The sequence below is a fragment of the Pullulanibacillus sp. KACC 23026 genome (assembly GCF_029094525.1).
Lineage (GTDB): Bacteria > Bacillota > Bacilli > Bacillales > Sporolactobacillaceae > KACC-23026.
The window spans coordinates 714,484-732,296 of sequence record NZ_CP119107.1 but is presented as its reverse complement, the minus strand read 5'-3'; the positions used below and the strand labels follow the sequence as shown (position 1 = coordinate 732,296).

The window sequence follows — 17,813 nt, the reverse complement described above, 5'->3', positions numbered from 1 at the left end:
CCACTATACTTAATATTATCGTAATGACAACTGTTAAGTATGAAGATAGTTTACCTGAGTTAAGTACGATGTGTACCCCGAGTAAACCAGTGCTCGCACCTAGAAGGAGTAATAATAGTACCATAATAGCTACTAACAACATTATCTTTTTCTTCATTTTCCGTTCACCTCGTTAAAATATCAGCGTTGCTGCAGCTAACGAGGTATTGAGTTTAATCAGTTATTTAAATGATTGTTTACCAGACCAACATCCCGCGTTTCCTAGCTATTAAAATAATATCACATTAATTTAGAAAATATCTATAATTATTTTTTTTGAAAACCTTCACCTAAAGGTAACAAGTTTTGGAAATAAAAAAATCGGTCTATATTCAATTGGATAAGACAAAACACTAAGGCACTCCTTCAAGAGCTGAATTACCGATACACTTTCCTTCAGGTTCCCCTCATCTTCCCGTAAGCGTCAAATAAATCACACATAGGAATCTGAGGTCAATCATGTAATAATTTTCCTAGAAAACTCTTTGGGAGGTTATTAGATTGACCCATTCAGAAAAACAAATAAAATAGAAAACACGTGTTGATGCATGGAAAACAAGTGGATTGGGCATTACCCAATGGTGTCAGGAACAAGGTAAGCCCGAATTCAAATCACGCATATAAAACAGCAGCACCTCCTGGTACGATTGATGAATTAATTTAAGGAGGTGCTTTTAATATGCTAGAGAAAAAACTGACTATCGTCCCCGTTACTTTACATAACGAATATACTGCAGCAGCAAAATCATTAGCTCTATCCTCAAGTCCCACGTGCATGATCAAAACGGCAACTACAGAAATTACCTTCCATAACGGCATTGAGGAGCACATCATCCGAACGGTCATGAGGGAGCTGAAAAATCGATGAAACACGATTATACAAATGTGGAAAACATTTATATTATTTGCGGTAAGACTGACATGAGAAAAGGGATCGATGGTCTCGCAACTTTGATTCAAGATTCTTTCGAACTTGACCTTTATGGGGATTCCATCTTTCTGTTCTCTGGTCGAAGTAAAGATCGATATAAGTGTTTGTATTTTGATGGCAATGGATTTGCCATGCTTTATAAGCGATTGGATAACGGAAAACTCCAATGGCCGAAAGATGAAAAGGAAGTACGTAACCTAACACAACAAGAGCTTCGCTGGTTGTTAGAAGGTTTATCGCTCCAGCAACCCAAAGCCATTCAAAGATCGCAGGCAAGTGTATTTTAAATTAGATTTTTATCTTTCAACCGCTATTCGAGATGGTATAATAGGAAGAACTGACACGATCGGAAAAGTGGTGATAGTATGGGTAATGCTTCTAACAATAACGAGAAGTTAATACGACTTCTCGAAGAGCAATTGGATCATTCCAATCAACAAAACAAGGATCTATCAAAAAAGCTAGATCAATCAACTAAACAGATTGAAGCATTAACCGAGCAAATTCGCCATTTAACAAAACGTTTATATGGTTCAAAAACCGAGAAATCTAAATATAACGGTCCAGAGGGACAATTTTCATTATTTGAGGTTGACCCGTCTTTTAGCGAACCTGAGCACACAGAAGAACAAAGCCAACAGACGATTTCTTACACTGTTGTACGAAAAGCTCAAAATAAAAAACGGAACGATTCACTGGACGACGGTATTGAAATAGAAGCTGTTCATCATCACCCTGAAAATTTGGTCTGTGACTGTTGTCAAGGGCAAATGATTGAAATTGGTAGCACCGTTACGCGTGAAGAAGCAGAGTTTGTTCCAGCAAGAATGAAGAAAATTCAACACATTGAACATGCCTATGAATGTAAGGACTGTAAAACTGATTTACATCAAAAAGCACAGATTAAACGCGGAAAATCCCCGCAACCTCCCATTCAACGGAGTCTCGCAAGTCCTAGTGTCCTTGCCAAAGTGATCTATGATAAATTCATACAATACTTGCCCCTTTATCGTCAGGTAAAGGAATGGGAACGATATGGTCTAAAAACCAATGATAAAAATCTTTCAAATTGGGTCATCCGTGTTTCTCAGGATTGGTTATTGCTTATTTACGAACAAATGAAGCAAGCTGTAATGACTAAATCTCTTTTACATGTTGATGAAACTTACGGACAAATTATTAACCGATCTGATGGTAAATCCGGACAGACTAACGCCTACAATTGGGTCTATCGAAGTGTCCCTAGTCAAGGCCCCACGATTATTTTGTTCCAAAGTTCGTTATCGCGCTCTCGCTCTGTTCTTGGAAACTTTCTAGGTGATTTTTCTGGAACCATTATCTGCGATGGCTATTCCGCCTATGACAAAATTAAAGGCGTAACCTTTGCGAATTGTTGGGCCCACGTCCGACGTTATTGGTTGAAAGTAGAAAGTAAGAATGGGAAAACCGGTGTGAAATTTTGTGATGATTTATATCGGTTAGAAAGACAATTCAAGCACTTACCTCCGAGTAAAAGACGCAAGCAACGGCAAAAATATTCAAAGCCAATCGTTGATAAATTACTGTCGTGGATTGAAGGTTTACCATTCTTGGGGAAAAGCGCCATAGCAAAAGCTGTTCAGTACACCTTTAACCGGATGGATGGCTTAAAAGCATTCTTAAATGATGGCCGGATTGAAATTGATAATAATCCGGCTGAAAATGCCATTCGGCCAAGTGTTATTGGTCGGAAAAATTGGCTTCACTCCGTAAGTGAAGCTGGTGCTCAAGCAAATGCCGTTTGTTTGAGCCTCGCAGAAACCGCTAAAGCAAATGGCGTCGATTTCTATCAGTATCTTGTAAAGTTACTAACTGATCTGCCAAATTTAGATATTCATAGAGATCCAGAAATTCTAAAACAATATATGCCTTGGTCAAAGAATATCCAATTAGAATGTGGCAAATAGCCGTATTTTTGATAAAACATCAAGAATATACGGCTATTTGTAATGCGTACCGTAAAGGTGCGCTTTTTTCTATATTTCGGGCCTACAATATAATACTCCATTTCCTATTTTAGCATTAATAGATACGTTTAGGTACATTACTGTAGTGGATAAGAAGGATTTGCCAGAATTAGATATTCATAGAGGACCAGAAATTATAAGTCAATATATGCCTTGGTCAAAAAACATCCAATCTTTATATAAAAATAGTCATTTACTTAATTAAAATCAAAAATATACGAAATACTATCGTGATGTGTACCGTTATTTGTGCATAATTTTCTTTATTTCGGGCTTACCTTACTATGAAAAGTACCTCTCTAAATTAATACATTTATAGTACTAGGAGGTGCTGTTTATATGCATTATTTGAAACGACATACAGATAATCAATTATGTGAAAATTTATTAGATTATAGCTAGTATCTAATGTATTAAAAATTATTACGGTAATAACATTATTTAATATTATAGAAATTTGCATACCAATCTGCAAATTTCTGTAGTCCCTCTTTAATTGTTGTACTTGGCTTAAAGGAAAATTCATTGTGAAGCAGATCTATCGATGCATAAGTAGCTGGAACGTCTCCAGCTTTTAATGGTTCGAAGACCTTTTCAAATATAATTTCCCTACCAAGAGTATTAGAAAAAGCATTTTCCAAAGTACTAATGAAATTCATTAATTTTTCAGGTTTATTATTACCGATATTAAATACTCTGTGAGGTATTGGAGTAGACGGAGGGTTATTTAATAACCTTGAAATTCCTTCTATAATGTCATCTATATAAGTGAAATCTCGATATAAATCGTTCTCAAAATCTCCATTATTAAATATTCTAATAGGTTCTCCAGAAAAATATTTATTTGCGAAACTGAAGTAAGCCATGTCTGGTCTCCCCATAGGCCCATAAACTGTAAAGAAGCGAAGTCCAGTAGTAGGTATATTATAAAGATGGCTATATGAATGTGCCATCAACTCATTTGATTTTTTAGTAGCTGCATATAGTGATACCGGATTATCTACAAAATCGGATTCCTCAAAAGGAACTTTTTTATTAGCTCCATATACAGAACTAGATGATGCATAAATCAAGTGGTCAACCTTAAAATATCTACAAGCCTCTAATATATTATAAAACCCGATTATGTTGCTCTGTATATAAACATCTGGATTTTCAATTGAATATCTGACTCCAGCCTGAGCTGCCAAATTAATCACTATATTTGGCTTATACTTGTTAAATAAGTCAGTTATTAGTACTTTATCAATTAAATCCCCTTTTACAAAAGTGAATTTTTCATACGACTTAAGTTTTTCCAAGCGAGAAATTTTTAGTTTTATATCATAATATTCATTCAAGTTGTCAATCCCGATTACATTACATCCAATTTTCAAAAGATTAACTGCTAAATAATAGCCTATAAATCCTGCAGCACCAGTCACAAAATAAGTCTTATTTAAGTTTATATCTTTGATCACTATATTTGCCTCCAAATTATAATGTTATGTCCATAATCCAGTATTGTGCTAATTTTTATTAGTTTTAAAACAGCAATTTTTATTTCTAATATAAGAGCCCGTAACACTATATAAGGTAAAAGCATATCGAGATTTCCTATCTTAAACAAGTCTATGAAATTAGAAGGTTCTTTTTATTTCCCTACTAAGATTTGAATTGATCACCAAATAAATTGACAAATAAACCCTAATATATTTTTCCTCGTCAGTGGCTATGATTTCTTGCTAATAGTTAAGAACAACAAATTATTAAACTACTATTTTTGTTCATATAATCGAATTAAACTTTCAAAAAGATAAGTCTCTTTTTTATTTTCAATAAGAATTCATTATTAGCACTTACAAACAAAATGATAGCAAGTATAATATCTATACAATTAACAATTATATTTTGACTTATATAAATAATTGCAAATAAATAAATGTATATAAATATATATATATAATTTATTTTATCTAATTTGAATTTCATATTGCTAGTCAATCTAAATTGCCTAATAAGCGTTACAACAATATTAGAAATAAGAGTAGCTATTGCCGCTGAGTATAATCCAAAAAATTTAATTAAACCTAAACATATTGCTAAATTAATTATTGCCCCTATTAAAGTAGTAAAGCCATTTTCTTTTGTCCTTTTCAAGCTTATCTGTATCCCACCAAAAAATTGAGTCAATGACACGAAAATTACAGAAGTAATCAATATAGGAGAAATGTATAAAGCATCGAAATATCGTTTATCAAAAACAAAATGAAATAAAAAATAATTTAGAGTTAATAAACCTCCACATAATGAAATCATTATAGAAATTGTCTTATTATATACTTGATTAAAATAAACATGTCTTTCTTTATAATCAATTAAATCTGTTGCGGTTTCTTGCCATGAAATACTAAACACATTAAAAATTGAAGCACTAAAATTAGGAACTTTATAAGCTATAGCATAGATCCCATTAGCAACAGGACCTAGAAATATATTAATAATTGTTCGGTCTGAAACATTAATTATCCACCATGAAACATTGTTTGGTATTAAAGGTAATGCGTATTTTACTAATTCTTTTATATTTCTAATGGAAAAACTGCTCAAACTTAAATACTTCCAATGTTTAGTCCATATTATTACAAATATTGATCCGACAAAATAACCTATAGCATAGCCAATTATGATACCTGTGAGGCCTAAATGATATTTCAACAGCAATATAGTTGTAAACAAAGCAATAAAAACTGTTGAAATTATACTAGCGAATGAATAGATTTCCAGTTTTTTTGTTGCACGAAGAAATCCTTGTAAGTAGTTCATCATGATTTGACTAATAAGTAAAAACAAAAATGGAATTATAGTAAATTTATCATTATAAATGTAACAAATAATTAATACAACTGAGAACAAGAAGGTATTAAATAAATTTAGCAATAAACCATTTGTAATATACTTGGTCTTCTCTGAAATTTCACTTTTATCAATACCGAATCGAAAAATAGCATCTGAACTTGAAAGTGTAATAAAAGGTATTAAAAGTGATACATAAGTACTTAATAGATCAAAGGTTCCATAATCAGCTGTAGATAACCAACTACTGAAAAAAGGAATCATCAAAAAATTTATCCCTTTAGTAGCAAAATTGCCAATTGATAATAAAAGTGTATTTTTTACCAAATTATTTTTCATAAAAATCCCCTAGTTAAGATTAATTCCAAACCAGTTTTCTTCTCTTTTTTTTATACAAATCTCTTAATGTTTCATCAAGAATAAATTCAATATTATATGCTAATACCCAAGCGATTTGAAGATATATACCATCTTGAGGTTCTGTTGTACCCATTATAGCAATTATTAGAAACCAGATTCCAAAGATACTTGAAACAGTTGAATTTTTATAATTAGATAATTTCTTATCAATGATTAGATATATTAGAATTACTAAAATACCCAGTATAATTCCACCTTGATACAATAGTTGTAAATAATAATTGTGAGGGTTTGTCCCAAATCCTATTGTTTTTACCAGTTTTAAACTAACAACATCAGGTAATTCATAACCATAACCCAATAACGGTTTTTGATAAATTAAAGCTAAAGTATTTTGCCAAATTATAGTTCTACCGCTTAATGTCGGAGACTTATGAAATATATTAATAAAGAATGAAATAATAGAAGAATTACTGGTTGAGCCTATCAGTAGAATACTTCCAACAATCCCAAACAGTAATGCTGTTTTCATACTAAATATCTTAATTCCTCGTTGATAACCTCTTTTTGACTTCATTGATAAATATATTAAACCTAATCCGAATCCTATAGTTGCAATAATTGGGGTTGCTGCAAAGACAAGAACATTGGACAGCAAAACAACAATGTATAGTATTATTGTTCGAATTGAAATTTTCCTATAATTAACATATGAATATATGCACGAAATCCCAAGAGCAGGTAGTTGCCATCGAATATGTGTGTTGTCATATCCCATAAAATAATTTGTAGAATAAGCTCCTGAAGAATACATTCCACCAGGGAAAACGATTATTGTAATGAGATTAATATAAATCTCTAGTTCCAATATAAATAATAATGTTTTAATAAACTCTTTTGAATTTTTCTTAACTCCCCAATCAAAAAGTAAACATGTCTCCATTATTTTAAGACAGGATTTCAGAAACTCACCTAAGTCTCCAGTAGGATTATAATAAGTAGAAATAACTTGTGTAATCAGAGAAATCAAAATCAGCCATAATATCGAACTGAATCTTCTTTGCTTATAAAATATATTTAAAACTAAATATATTAGTAATAAATAACGAACAATTGCGGTAGCGTCTGTTATAATTGAAAATTGATATAATGAATCAGGTAATAAACTTGGAATCAACATGAAAAATAATATAAGTTGCCATCTACTAAAGATCCTTTTATTCACCGATTCCACCTTATCGCCTCTTGTTTTTAATATGGCTAATCTGATAGTACCTAATTAATTCATACATTCGTGCTGTCAGAGTTTCAGGATCATGGTTATTTCTATCATATAGAAGTGTTGTATCACTGAATGTAATGTGATCATGTATTTTCAATAATTTTTCATAAACGAGCTCGTCATCTTTATGGAAAACTCTTGATATAAAAGGATATTCGAATGCAGGTGAGTTATAAGCATAACTATATTTGTTAAAATTTTCTTCATTTTCACCTAACTCATTTATAAGGGAAACGCCATATTTTAAAGAACGTTTAAATTTGAGAGATTTAAAGATGTCAGCATTTTTGTATTTATTGTATAATAAAGCAAAACCAAATAAATTAAAAAGGTGATATCCTTTTTCTAAATACGCTAATTCTTTATACTTCTTAGTTAAACAAAGATCCGTCAACAACATTTTCAATCCAAACTTTGCATTATTTACAAATTTATTTTTATTATTAATTAAATGGTAAATGAGGCCAGATGGCTGAACACCAAAAGTTACTCGGTAATTACCTAAAAAAGCTCGAATTCTAGTGTCAATTTTTTCATTAAACATTACATCAATAATTAAAGATCCTGCAGCCGCAAACCAAAGTTGATGATTATATACCCAATCCAAACCTGTATTGTTACCATTACCTTCAACAATTCTCCACAAACAGATCTTTTCATCAAATTCCTGTGTGAAAAAAATTGAAACAGCTTTTTCATAATATGCTTTTTCTCTTAATATCTTATATGCAGTTATTAGCCCTTCTATTGCCCACGCTTGGCCAATAAGTCCATTTGTATCATCACAATTCTTGTCTTTTCGGCATATGATTGCTCCTGAGTCTCCAAAATTATCGTTTTTTACTAAGTATTCAGCAAGTATGGCTAAAACTTCAAGATACTTCTTTTCTTTATAATTTTCATACAAAAACCCATAAACTACTATCCAATGAGCTGAATTCCTAATTGGCGTATCATTGTTGTTATATGGACCATTACATCCTTCTATTGCATGTCCTATTCTGCTAAATTCCTCTATTCTATTATCTGCTATTTTTTTTATTTTACTAAGATAACTCAACATCTTCTTTACCTCCGAGCAAACTTTTTATCCAACCAATAATAAATCCTAGATATATAAAATGTCTTAAATTTTAATTTCATCTTACATTTTATATAATCCTTTTTGTAAATAGAGAAATTATGGCATTTATCAACAGAAAGGTTGTTTAAATGCAATTCAAAAAAATTCACTATTACTTTTCTTGCTTTTTTATTACTAAACTTTTTTTGCTTTTCCATCTGCAAATAATAGTGTCTATACTCTATTATCTTTATATATTTATCATATAATGAACTTGCATTATTTAATTTGTAGAACATTTCTACATTTCTAAAGCTTTCAGTTATATCTAAAATCCTAAAAGATTTTAGATTACTCACACTTGATTCTAGCATTCTCCACATATATATATTAGCATTTACAGTTTGTATTTTTTTACAAAAAAGCATATATTTTAGAAAGAAATTTAAATCTTGCCCAATCCTAACATTACCAAAGTATATTGAATGATTTTTAATAATTTCTAATTTGAATAATTTATTCGATGGATTAGGAACACAGCCCAAATAATCAAACTTGTCACCAGAGTATTTATAATCTCTTGATATAGAATAATTGTGAATAACTTCTCCCTTGCTATCAGTTAAAACAAAATTTCCTAATATTAAATCTGAATCTGTTGTTTTAATTTTATGAACCAGAATTTCAATTGCACTCTTATATAAAATATCATCAGAATCTAAAAATAAAATATAATCACCATTAGCCATATCGATCCCCCTATTTCTGGCTATGGATGCATTTGAATTCACCTGTCTAGTGACAAGAATATTCTTATGTTTCACCTTGAAATCAAGTATGATATTCCATGAGTTGTCAGTCGATCCATCATCAACAACAATTATTTCTATATTTGAATATGTTTGTTTTAATACCGAATTAATACAATCACTAATGAAATCTGCAGCATTAAAATTAGGTATAATTACACTTACTTTTTTATCCATATAAACTCCTAAGTGAATTCTCATGATAATAAATTATTGGAACAAAAAAAAAATTCTCCTAGATCAGTTTGTATTTTGCACAAAAAAATAAAACCCTTACCATTTTAAATTTAATTAACCTTAAAAAGACCTTCTGTTTGAAACCTAATTTTTTTATTGGGTACTCTTTTATTATCCTTTTTAACTGTTCATCTTTACATATTTCTCCTATATTTGTAATAGCTTTTGAATATGGATTTGTGTGCTCTTGCTTAATACATGATCTAATATAAACGAAATATTGCCTTTGCAATCTCTTAAAAGCTCTATTATCCAACTCGAGATTTTCCAAATTCTCTCTCATTCTATTATAAAGAACTTTACATTTGAAAAATTTATCAGACTTATAAGTAGTTGTTAATGAATTGTTATTCAATCTATAATTATAAGCACAAGAGTCTATAACAACTGTAGAACATGAATATTGAAAATATTGCGTGTGAAATATTATATCTTCAGAGATGAATTCTCGTTCTGAAGGAAATTTTAAGTCGTTCTTTTTAATTAATTCAGTTGAATAAAGTACATTCCAAACTGACATTTTTATTGAGTCTGATTTTTCAGGAGAACTGCCTAACATACGTATAAACAATTCATTTATAACGTCATTATTACTATAGTTTCTAGTATTATATTTCTCTAGGTATACTATTTCTCCTGAGTCAAGAAAACGTTTAAAACCACCTATAACAGTATCCGCTCCATTTTTGATTAATGATGAGTATAAAAGCTCTATTAAGTTATCATCTACATAATCATCAGCGTCTACAAAAGTAACGTACACTCCATTGATTATGTGAAGTCCAGAATTTCTTGCAAGGCCTAAACCCTCATTTTTTTTATGAATTACCCTAACACGTTTATCCTTTTCGGCAAACTTATCACATAAATTTCCACTTGAATCTGTTGATCCATCGTCTACAAGAATTACCTCTATATTAGAATATGTTTGCTTAAGAATACTTTCAACGCACAGTAATAGATATTTTTCTGCATTATAGACGGGTACAATAATTGAAATTAGTTCCATATCCAGTCAGCTCTTTTCAAAACAACATAAATTGTTTTAATTACGTTATAGAATTGATTAATTTATTTACATTAATAACTCTAGAATTCCCGAAAGGTTCATACGATGTTTGAATTTCAGAGTATCTTTTAGGACATTTTATATGGTAAGTGTTTGGAATACTATAATCCTTACTAGTAAAGCAGATCTTATTTTTGTGTGGTAAATTAGAAAATTTACGTATATGATCAGATGTGCATAAATTTTGATCATTAAACTTATACAAAACTTTATTCCAATTAATTCTATTTGTCCTTCTTTTCCAATTATTATAAGCCTCATCTTCAGAATTATAATGTTGGAAATGTATTTCAATATCGCTCCCCGCAAATTTTCCAATAGGATAAGTGCCAAATTTGTCCCAGTTCTTAAAATGCGATGAATACTTCGAATTTTCTGGTTTAATGAATTCAAGTTCAGCATACACCCATTTATTAACTTCTGATATAAATTTCAAATAATCACCTGCCATAAAAAATAATCCAATTGTTGGTGAGTTATATGCTAAACCATAACTTTGATATACAAACCCCCCCCAACAATTATTCGAAAAAATAGTAAAGTCAGTATTCTTGATTTTTTTTTTGCGTAAATTAGATGTTTTTTTCATATAGTATCTTCTTAACTTTATTCTTATAGTTTCAATAGTTAACTTCATCATTTCCTCCTTACTCCTTATCGAAAAAGTATCAACAACTAACTAACTCATAATACAAACTCATTAACTTCCGTACATTACATGAAATTTCATACTCCTCTAAACTTGGATAATCTGTAGAGGGTTTCTTTTTATCCAACAGATCTAATGCTTTTCTAGCCCATTTTGATGAACCACTTTCTAATGGCTCATAATTAACTAAGTCTGTTACAGCTATTTCTTTAGTTATACGATCTGATATTAAAGAGATTATTCCCATGGCTTGCCACTCAACTAATACCAAAGGCAAACCTTCATATAATGAAGGTAAAATCATTAGATCCATGGCGTTCAATAGATCAGCTACATCATTTCTATGACCCAAAAACAATATATTTTTTTTAAATAAAAATTTACTGGCTTTTTCTTCGATTTCCGATCTTTTCTTTCCATCACCTATAAGTACTAAAACAGAGTCCTCGTCTAATTTTACAATTTCATTAAATATATCAATTAAAAAGGAATGATTTTTTTGAGTATTAAAAGATCCTATGTGTCCTATTACTCTTTTGTTTTCAATTCCTAGTTCTGCTCTAACTTTCTTTCGCTTCTCTTTATCAAATTTAAAATCACGGAAGTCTATTCCATTTCGTATTACAGTAAAATCATGCTTTTTGAATAGCCATCTTCCAGCATCTATACCACAAGCAACTCTATAAGTTGTTAAAAATAAGAAAAATGGATATAACAATTTATTTATTAACTTGTGTTCACATGTAGTATTGTGACTATGTGCTATTCTAACTTCTATTCCCGATAGTTTTGCAGCAAGCAATTCAATTGACATTAAACTGCTACTACCATGGATGTGTACTAAGTCATATTTACCTTTATACATTAATCTTATTAACTCCACAAAGTAAACAAAAACATTCTTCGAGCGATTAATGTAATAAATACTATCACCGTTATTAGCTATTTCTCGACTAATATTTATAAATAACTTATCATCACATTTTATTTTAGTTGCAATAAACGTTGTATGAATTTTGTTTCGATCAAAATTCCTATAATAATTTAGTACTGATGTTGTGATTCCATCTAAACCCATACCACCAGTTGGTATTACTAAAATCTTTACTTTTTTCATATTACCAATTCTCCTGAATGAAATTGTCAATTATATTTATAATTGATTTTGGATCACTATTCTTCCAGGATTTAAGATTATCGGTTCCTTCGTAAATTGATAGAAATGCTTTTTCAAGTTCTTCCATTTCAAATACAGGAATTACATACCCATTAATTGAAAATGCTTCATTATTCTGTATTTGATGGTCGTTAATATGCTCTCCGTATTTTTCCAATCTCGTTACAGCTATTACTTTTTTACCAGCATTCAATGCTTTCATAATTGAACCTGATGCTCCATGACTGACTACGATACTAGCTTCTTCTACTTTTTGTTTAAATTCTTCTTGTGAAATAAAATCTTTAAACTCAAAATATTTAGGTCTGTATTTAGAAACACCAATCTGAGCAAACATTTCTTCTTTTAAGAAACCTTTTTCATACAATTCGTCAAGTTTTATAAACAATCTATCAAATGGATAGTTTCTTGAACCTACTGTTACAAAAATCAATAAAGGCATCCTCCGTATATTGCTTTTTTATAGAATTTCTTTTGCGTTTCCCATTGTACAATGAATAAATCTGAATGTTTCTCCATTATTTTCCCAGCAACTGTAGGCATATTTGCTCGACCAAAGGTCTCAATAAAAATAAATTTTTTTCTAAAAACTACTGATAACAAATAGAATGGAAATGCAACCATAGTTCCAGTTGTTATTACAAAATCTGGTGATTCTTTGAACCATATGAATAGTGCATAAATTGTATTCCATAACATTTTAAAAGGCATAGTTTTATCCTTTAAATCTGTTTGTCTCATAAAATACTTTGCTTCTGCTTCAAAACGTGTTTGTTCCGTTACCATAAAACCTTCATATTTTTCTAAGAGTGGTTGCAACTTTTGGAGTTGTTCCCAATGACCTCCTGATGAAGAAACTAAACATATTTTTGGTTTTTTAATATTTAAATTTCCTTTATTTTTTTTCAAAAACTTTTCCATAATAATTACCAACCTTAATCTTAACTTTTTTTTGCAATAACTAAAAATCTCTTGGAGACTATAAATTGTGGTAAAGAATACAGATTGCTTTTTTAATCAACCTTAATAATAAATTTAATAATTTGATTATTATTCCAAACCTATCTCACTGTCTATAATTTAAAATATATACTATACATACTTCAATTTCATTAAAATGCGTCATTTGAACCAAACAGCAAAATCACTGTTTTAAATATAATTTTGAGATCATACCAGAAGTCACGCTTCTGTATGTAGGTTAAATCGAGTTCAACCATTTCTTCAAATCCGATATTGCTTCTACCGCTGACCTGCCATAAGCCCGTACAGCCTGGTACTACGGTTAACCGTTGTAATTCATAGCTCGTATATTCGTTTACTTCCCAAGGTAATGGAGGACGCGGACCCACTAAACTCATATCCCCTTTTAACACATTGATGAGCTGAGGAAGCTCATCAATACTTGTTTTCCGGATGAATTTTCCAATTTTTAAAACACGAGGATCGTTTTTCATTTTAAACATAAGACCTGACGCTTCATTTTGCTCCATTAATGACGCCAGCATCTCCTCAGCATTGACCACCATCGATCGGAATTTAATCATCGTAAATTCTTTTTGGTTTAACCCGACTCGTTTCTGGGTAAAGAATACAGGACCCTTTGAATCTTCTGTTTTAATTAAGAGACCCACAATAAGAAAAAGAGGAGATAGAAGAATAAGTCCTACAAGTGCACCTAGAATATCAATGGTTCTTTTCATAATTAAATAGACTCTATTATCTTTGGCGTTGACATTCACAAAACGTCTCGCCGCCTCGATCCGCTGAGGCTCCATTTAAATCCCTCCTCACACCTCTTATTACAAAATAAATATAGTAACTTTCTCAACGAACAAGTTTTTTCGTTTAAGCAAGGATGCCTTCATGACGCAAGATCGCTTCTAAATGGGAAAGAACATCACTCTTCAACTCTTGATGTTGAAGGGCAAAATCAATAGACGTTAGAATAAACCCTAACTTCTCCCCAACATCATAGCGTTTCCCTTCAAAATTATAGGCAAACACACCTTGTTTTTCGTTTAACATTTGGATCGCGTCAGTCAGTTGAATTTCGCCGCCAGCCCCAATTTCTTGCTTATCAAGGAACTCAAAGATCTCAGGTGTTAAGACATAACGCCCCATAATAGCTAGATTGGAAGGGAGACTATCTTTTGGCTTTTCTACAAATTGATTGACTTCGAATAATCGCCCATCCTGTTTACCTGGGGCAATGATTCCGTATCGCGATGTTTCTTCATATGGAACCTCTTGTACCCCAATAACGGATGCTCCCGTTTGTTCATATTGGGACATGAGTTGTCCAATACACGGTTGGTCCGCTTGAACAATATCATCACCAAGAAGAACAGCAAACGGCTCATTTCCAATAAACTTGCGAGCACTCCAAACGGCATGTCCAAGACCTTTTGGTTCTTTTTGACGGATATAGTGAAGCTCAACCTTTGCCGGTTCCTTTACTTTTTCAAGTAACTCTAGCTTTCCTTTTTTAAATAAATTATCCTCAAGCTCAAAGGCGTGATCAAAATGGTCTTCAATGGCGCGCTTTCCTTTACCCGTTACAATAATAATGTCCTCAATCCCTGCTTGAACCGCTTCCTCAATAATATATTGGATCGTTGGTTTATCAACGATTGGAAGCATCTCCTTAGGCATCGCCTTTGTCGCTGGTAAAAATCGCGTTCCTAACCCCGCAGCCGGAATAATCGCCTTCTTCACTTTCATATCTATACCTCCATCATTTATATTGAATGTTCATTTATAGACACAGTAGAGCCTACTAACCAAATTAGTAGGCTGCACTCTAGCTATAAAAAATGAATAGATTAGTAGGGCATCCAACCCCGCCTCACATTCTGCTAGTGACGACAAGCATCTAAGGTCGTAGATCGACCCACAGCAGAACCGAGTATCTCCACTTGATAGGGGTTTAGGAGACATGACCCAATAAACCTAGTAAATCTCAACAACTTTAACATATGATCCTTTATTCAATCCTTCGCACTCGTCCGCAACTTAAATAAAGTATCGATATTCATAATCAACTATTTCCGTAATAGTAATAATAACCATTCTTATCCTTCTTTGATTTTCGATTTAAAACAACGCCCAAAAGCTTTGCCTGTGATTTAAGCAGCAGATCTCTCGCTAGTTTTGCACTCTCTGTTTCAGTCGAGCCGCTGGCAACCACTAAAACCGTGCCATCACTGTAACTAGATAAAATTTGGGCATCTGTTACAGCTAAGACAGGAGGACTGTCAAATATAATCACATCAAAGACTTCTTTAGCTTGTTCGATCATTTTTTTCATGGCCGTAGATGTTAATAGCTCGGCTGGATTAGGTGGAACCGGCCCGCTTGACATCACAAATAAATTGTCAATTTCTGTCTTCCGAATCGTATCTTCTAACGTGCTTTGTCTCGTAAGAACCGTGGACAATCCTTGTTGATTCGCAAGTCGGAAAGTATAGTGAGTAGTCGGTTTACGAAGATCGGCATCAATTAATAGAACTTGTTTCCCTTGCTGAGCCATCACGACCGCTAAGTTATTGGTTGTTGTTGATTTCCCTTCACCAGGACTGGCACTCGTGACCACAAGCGTCCTCACCGTTTTATCCACCTGAGAAAACTCGATATTCGTCCGGATGGTCCGATATTGCTCGGTAGTAGGAGACTTAGGACTGTAATGAGAGATCAAACTTCTTTCTTTTCTTGCCCCTTCAGTACGACGCCTCTTTGATTTAAATGCCAATTTGTCCACCCCTTACAGCCTTTGATGCACTTGTTGCCTGATGACGATGCCTTTTGACATCACCCATCTCAGTAATGGCCCCCAAGACAGGTAATTCGAGATAACGTTCAATGTCTTCTTCGGTCTTAATCGTCTTGTCCAAAAATTCAAGCAGAAAGGCGAGCCCTATCGAAATCATTAATCCGACAACAAAACCAATTGCTACATTCATCTTTAAGTTTGGTTTCACTGGAGAAGCATGCTCAGCAATAGATGCTTTCGATAAAATACTAACATTATCTACTTTCATAAGTGACTGAATTTTTTTCTTAAAAGCAGAGGCTACCGCATTGGCGATTCGAACCGACTTCGCCTCACCATCGCTTTCAACGGTTACGGTAAAGACCTGTGAATTCTCTGCACTGTTAACCGTGATCATATCACCAAGGTCGTCTGCAGTTAGATTAAGATGTAATTGTCTAATCACTTCGTTTAAAATAGTAGGACTTTTAATGATCACACTGTACGTGTTGATTAGCTGAACATTGGTTTGAACCTGGGTATAGTCAATTTGGGAATTTTGGTTGGAAGATGCTTGATTGACAAGCACTTGAGTGGATGCATCATATTTCGGTGTCACAAAAAATTTGGTGAAGATTCCGCTAGCAACGGTAGCTAGAAGTGTGATGATAACGATAAGAACTATCCGTTTCTTAATAGTCTGATAGATCTCCTGTAAACTAATCGTCTCTTCCATAACTGCCTCCTACAATTTTCATGAAAGTTTGAATTGCCTTTAAAAGTATACCACGTCCTGATGCTCAGGAGACGACATATTTCTACAATCCCATCATTTACATGACTTGGTTCTATTCTTCTATAATTACTTTATAGACAAGTTTTATCGGTTTCTTTAATAAAGGCCTTTTATACAGAAACACTCGGTAGCTGTTATCTGCCAGAAGGTCATAGGCTTCGACTCTTAATTTTTTCTTGCTAGCCAATTCCTTAACTGCCCGTGTAATCGTCTCAGCAGTTATCATCTCGGCTCCTATTTGATCCTGTACCTCATAGTGGTGTTTCCCATCATACTCTAACGTAAATAAAAATCTAGTCATTCCTAAACCCAACCCTTCATTCCTAGTGATTAAATTACTTAATAACTGCCGGAAACCAAAATAGCATAACTAAGTATAAAGACTAGGAAGATGTGTGGTTTCACTTAATCTGGGACTATTCTACCATGTTTATGCCGATTGAATACTGTAATTAAATTGTAAATTTATATAATTTCTTCCATATGGGAACACATTATGGCCTGATTCTAAAAGAGTTTGGTGTTTAAGAATGCTATAAACATTTTCCACATGAAAAATTTTACCATAAGAATGACTTCAGTTACCATATTTTCTATGTCTATTTTCCTAGGAAATTAGTTACGAAATTCGACCAAATTCGACACTCTTTGATATAAATGGACTCTTATCTCTTGCATAAAAGGACAGTAAGCGATTTCTTTTTTAAATTTTGTCGAAAACTTATTCCTATGATTCGTCATAAATTTTAGCAGGAGTCTTCGGATTCAGTCTCTGTTTATTAGCTGTTCTGTCGGCAAAGTAGAACCTA

The 17,813-nt window shown here is 32.4% G+C and carries 18 protein-coding genes; 3 read left to right on the top strand and 15 right to left on the bottom strand.

Annotation, left to right across the window (positions count from 1 at the left end; genetic code table 11):
* Positions 1 to 718 precede the first annotated feature (718 nt).
* The 3 genes from PU629_RS03240 to tnpC all read left to right on the top strand — a co-directional run bounded on the left by PU629_RS03240 (position 719) and on the right by tnpC (position 2,916).
* Positions 719 to 907 (top strand): hypothetical protein, encoded by a 189-nt coding sequence (locus tag PU629_RS03240; protein ID WP_275282838.1) that lies wholly within the window; start codon positions 719 to 721, stop codon positions 905 to 907.
* Positions 904 to 1,257, top strand: coding sequence for an IS66 family insertion sequence element accessory protein TnpB (gene tnpB, locus PU629_RS03235; protein ID WP_275282837.1), 354 nt, complete (start codon positions 904 to 906; stop codon positions 1,255 to 1,257). The genes PU629_RS03240 and tnpB overlap by 4 nt, the downstream gene beginning before the upstream one ends.
* 78 nt (positions 1,258 to 1,335) lie before the next feature.
* Complete coding sequence (tnpC, locus tag PU629_RS03230) at positions 1,336 to 2,916, top strand: IS66 family transposase (protein WP_275282836.1); 1,581 nt, start codon at positions 1,336 to 1,338, stop codon at positions 2,914 to 2,916.
* 497 nt (positions 2,917 to 3,413) lie between these two features.
* Here the strand turns inward: tnpC and PU629_RS03225 are convergent, their stop codons facing one another.
* The 15 genes from PU629_RS03225 to PU629_RS03155 form a co-directional block, all read right to left on the bottom strand.
* Positions 3,414 to 4,436 (bottom strand): NAD-dependent epimerase/dehydratase family protein, encoded by a 1,023-nt coding sequence (locus PU629_RS03225; RefSeq protein ID WP_481900470.1) that lies wholly within the window; start codon positions 4,434 to 4,436, stop codon positions 3,414 to 3,416.
* A 319-nt stretch (positions 4,437 to 4,755) separates the two neighbouring features.
* Positions 4,756 to 6,150, bottom strand: a complete 1,395-nt coding sequence (locus PU629_RS03220) for a lipopolysaccharide biosynthesis protein (RefSeq protein WP_275282835.1) — start codon at positions 6,148 to 6,150, stop codon at positions 4,756 to 4,758.
* A gap of 19 nt (positions 6,151 to 6,169) precedes the next feature.
* Entirely contained in the window at positions 6,170 to 7,405 is a 1,236-nt protein-coding gene (locus tag PU629_RS03215) for an O-antigen ligase family protein (RefSeq protein WP_275282834.1), read from the bottom strand.
* A gap of 1 nt (position 7,406) precedes the next feature.
* The gene (locus PU629_RS03210; RefSeq protein ID WP_275282833.1) at positions 7,407 to 8,516 is read right to left on the bottom strand and encodes a hypothetical protein; all 1,110 of its coding nucleotides are present in this window, start codon (positions 8,514 to 8,516) and stop codon (positions 7,407 to 7,409) included.
* Between the two features lie 5 nt (positions 8,517 to 8,521).
* On the bottom strand, positions 8,522 to 9,502 hold the full coding sequence (locus PU629_RS03205) for a glycosyltransferase family 2 protein (RefSeq protein WP_275282832.1): 981 nt from the start codon (positions 9,500 to 9,502) through the stop codon (positions 8,522 to 8,524).
* A 58-nt stretch (positions 9,503 to 9,560) separates the two neighbouring features.
* Positions 9,561 to 10,571: a glycosyltransferase family 2 protein gene (locus tag PU629_RS03200; RefSeq protein ID WP_275282831.1), complete on the bottom strand. Its 1,011-nt coding sequence runs from the start codon at positions 10,569 to 10,571 to the stop codon at positions 9,561 to 9,563.
* A 40-nt stretch (positions 10,572 to 10,611) separates the two neighbouring features.
* Positions 10,612 to 11,268, bottom strand: a complete 657-nt coding sequence (locus PU629_RS03195) for a DUF1919 domain-containing protein (protein ID WP_275282830.1) — start codon at positions 11,266 to 11,268, stop codon at positions 10,612 to 10,614.
* 31 nt (positions 11,269 to 11,299) lie between these two features.
* Complete coding sequence (locus tag PU629_RS03190) at positions 11,300 to 12,397, bottom strand: glycosyltransferase family 1 protein (protein ID WP_275282829.1); 1,098 nt, start codon at positions 12,395 to 12,397, stop codon at positions 11,300 to 11,302.
* 1 nt (position 12,398) lies between these two features.
* Positions 12,399 to 12,890 (bottom strand): glycosyltransferase, encoded by a 492-nt coding sequence (locus PU629_RS03185; protein WP_275282828.1) that lies wholly within the window; start codon positions 12,888 to 12,890, stop codon positions 12,399 to 12,401.
* On the bottom strand, positions 12,887 to 13,378 hold the full coding sequence (pssD, locus tag PU629_RS03180; RefSeq protein WP_275282827.1) for a PssD/Cps14F family polysaccharide biosynthesis glycosyltransferase: 492 nt from the start codon (positions 13,376 to 13,378) through the stop codon (positions 12,887 to 12,889). The genes PU629_RS03185 and pssD overlap by 4 nt, the downstream gene beginning before the upstream one ends.
* A 191-nt stretch (positions 13,379 to 13,569) precedes the next feature.
* Positions 13,570 to 14,235, bottom strand: a complete 666-nt coding sequence (locus PU629_RS03175; protein ID WP_275282826.1) for a sugar transferase — start codon at positions 14,233 to 14,235, stop codon at positions 13,570 to 13,572.
* A 70-nt stretch (positions 14,236 to 14,305) separates the two neighbouring features.
* A complete protein-coding gene (gene galU, locus PU629_RS03170; RefSeq protein WP_275282825.1) occupies positions 14,306 to 15,181 on the bottom strand; it encodes a UTP--glucose-1-phosphate uridylyltransferase GalU in 876 nt (291 codons plus the stop codon).
* Positions 15,182 to 15,497: 316 nt separating this feature from the next.
* Positions 15,498 to 16,208, bottom strand: coding sequence for a CpsD/CapB family tyrosine-protein kinase (locus PU629_RS03165; RefSeq protein ID WP_275282823.1), 711 nt, complete (start codon positions 16,206 to 16,208; stop codon positions 15,498 to 15,500).
* Entirely contained in the window at positions 16,198 to 16,944 is a 747-nt protein-coding gene (locus PU629_RS03160) for a YveK family protein (protein WP_275282822.1), read from the bottom strand. The genes PU629_RS03165 and PU629_RS03160 overlap by 11 nt, the downstream gene beginning before the upstream one ends.
* A gap of 112 nt (positions 16,945 to 17,056) precedes the next feature.
* Positions 17,057 to 17,305 (bottom strand): hypothetical protein, encoded by a 249-nt coding sequence (locus tag PU629_RS03155; RefSeq protein WP_275282821.1) that lies wholly within the window; start codon positions 17,303 to 17,305, stop codon positions 17,057 to 17,059.
* Positions 17,306 to 17,813 lie beyond the last annotated feature (508 nt).

Bases quoted from the DNA above. Each gene is read 5' to 3' on its own strand.
- PU629_RS03240 (WP_275282838.1), top strand. From the start codon at position 719: ATGCTAGAGAAAAAACTGACTATCGTCCCCGTTACTTTACATAACGAA.
- tnpB (WP_275282837.1), top strand. From the start codon at position 904: ATGAAACACGATTATACAAATGTGGAAAACATTTATATTATTTGCGGT.
- tnpC (WP_275282836.1), top strand. From the start codon at position 1,336: ATGGGTAATGCTTCTAACAATAACGAGAAGTTAATACGACTTCTCGAA.
- PU629_RS03220 (WP_275282835.1), bottom strand. From the start codon at position 6,150: ATGAAAAATAATTTGGTAAAAAATACACTTTTATTATCAATTGGCAAT.
- PU629_RS03210 (WP_275282833.1), bottom strand. From the start codon at position 8,516: ATGTTGAGTTATCTTAGTAAAATAAAAAAAATAGCAGATAATAGAATA.
- PU629_RS03205 (WP_275282832.1), bottom strand. From the start codon at position 9,502: ATGGATAAAAAAGTAAGTGTAATTATACCTAATTTTAATGCTGCAGAT.
- PU629_RS03200 (WP_275282831.1), bottom strand. From the start codon at position 10,571: ATGGAACTAATTTCAATTATTGTACCCGTCTATAATGCAGAAAAATAT.
- PU629_RS03195 (WP_275282830.1), bottom strand. From the start codon at position 11,268: ATGAAGTTAACTATTGAAACTATAAGAATAAAGTTAAGAAGATACTAT.
- PU629_RS03190 (WP_275282829.1), bottom strand. From the start codon at position 12,397: ATGAAAAAAGTAAAGATTTTAGTAATACCAACTGGTGGTATGGGTTTA.
- pssD (WP_275282827.1), bottom strand. From the start codon at position 13,378: ATGGAAAAGTTTTTGAAAAAAAATAAAGGAAATTTAAATATTAAAAAA.
- PU629_RS03175 (WP_275282826.1), bottom strand. From the start codon at position 14,235: ATGGAGCCTCAGCGGATCGAGGCGGCGAGACGTTTTGTGAATGTCAAC.
- galU (WP_275282825.1), bottom strand. From the start codon at position 15,181: ATGAAAGTGAAGAAGGCGATTATTCCGGCTGCGGGGTTAGGAACGCGA.
- PU629_RS03160 (WP_275282822.1), bottom strand. From the start codon at position 16,944: ATGGAAGAGACGATTAGTTTACAGGAGATCTATCAGACTATTAAGAAA.
- PU629_RS03155 (WP_275282821.1), bottom strand. From the start codon at position 17,305: ATGACTAGATTTTTATTTACGTTAGAGTATGATGGGAAACACCACTAT.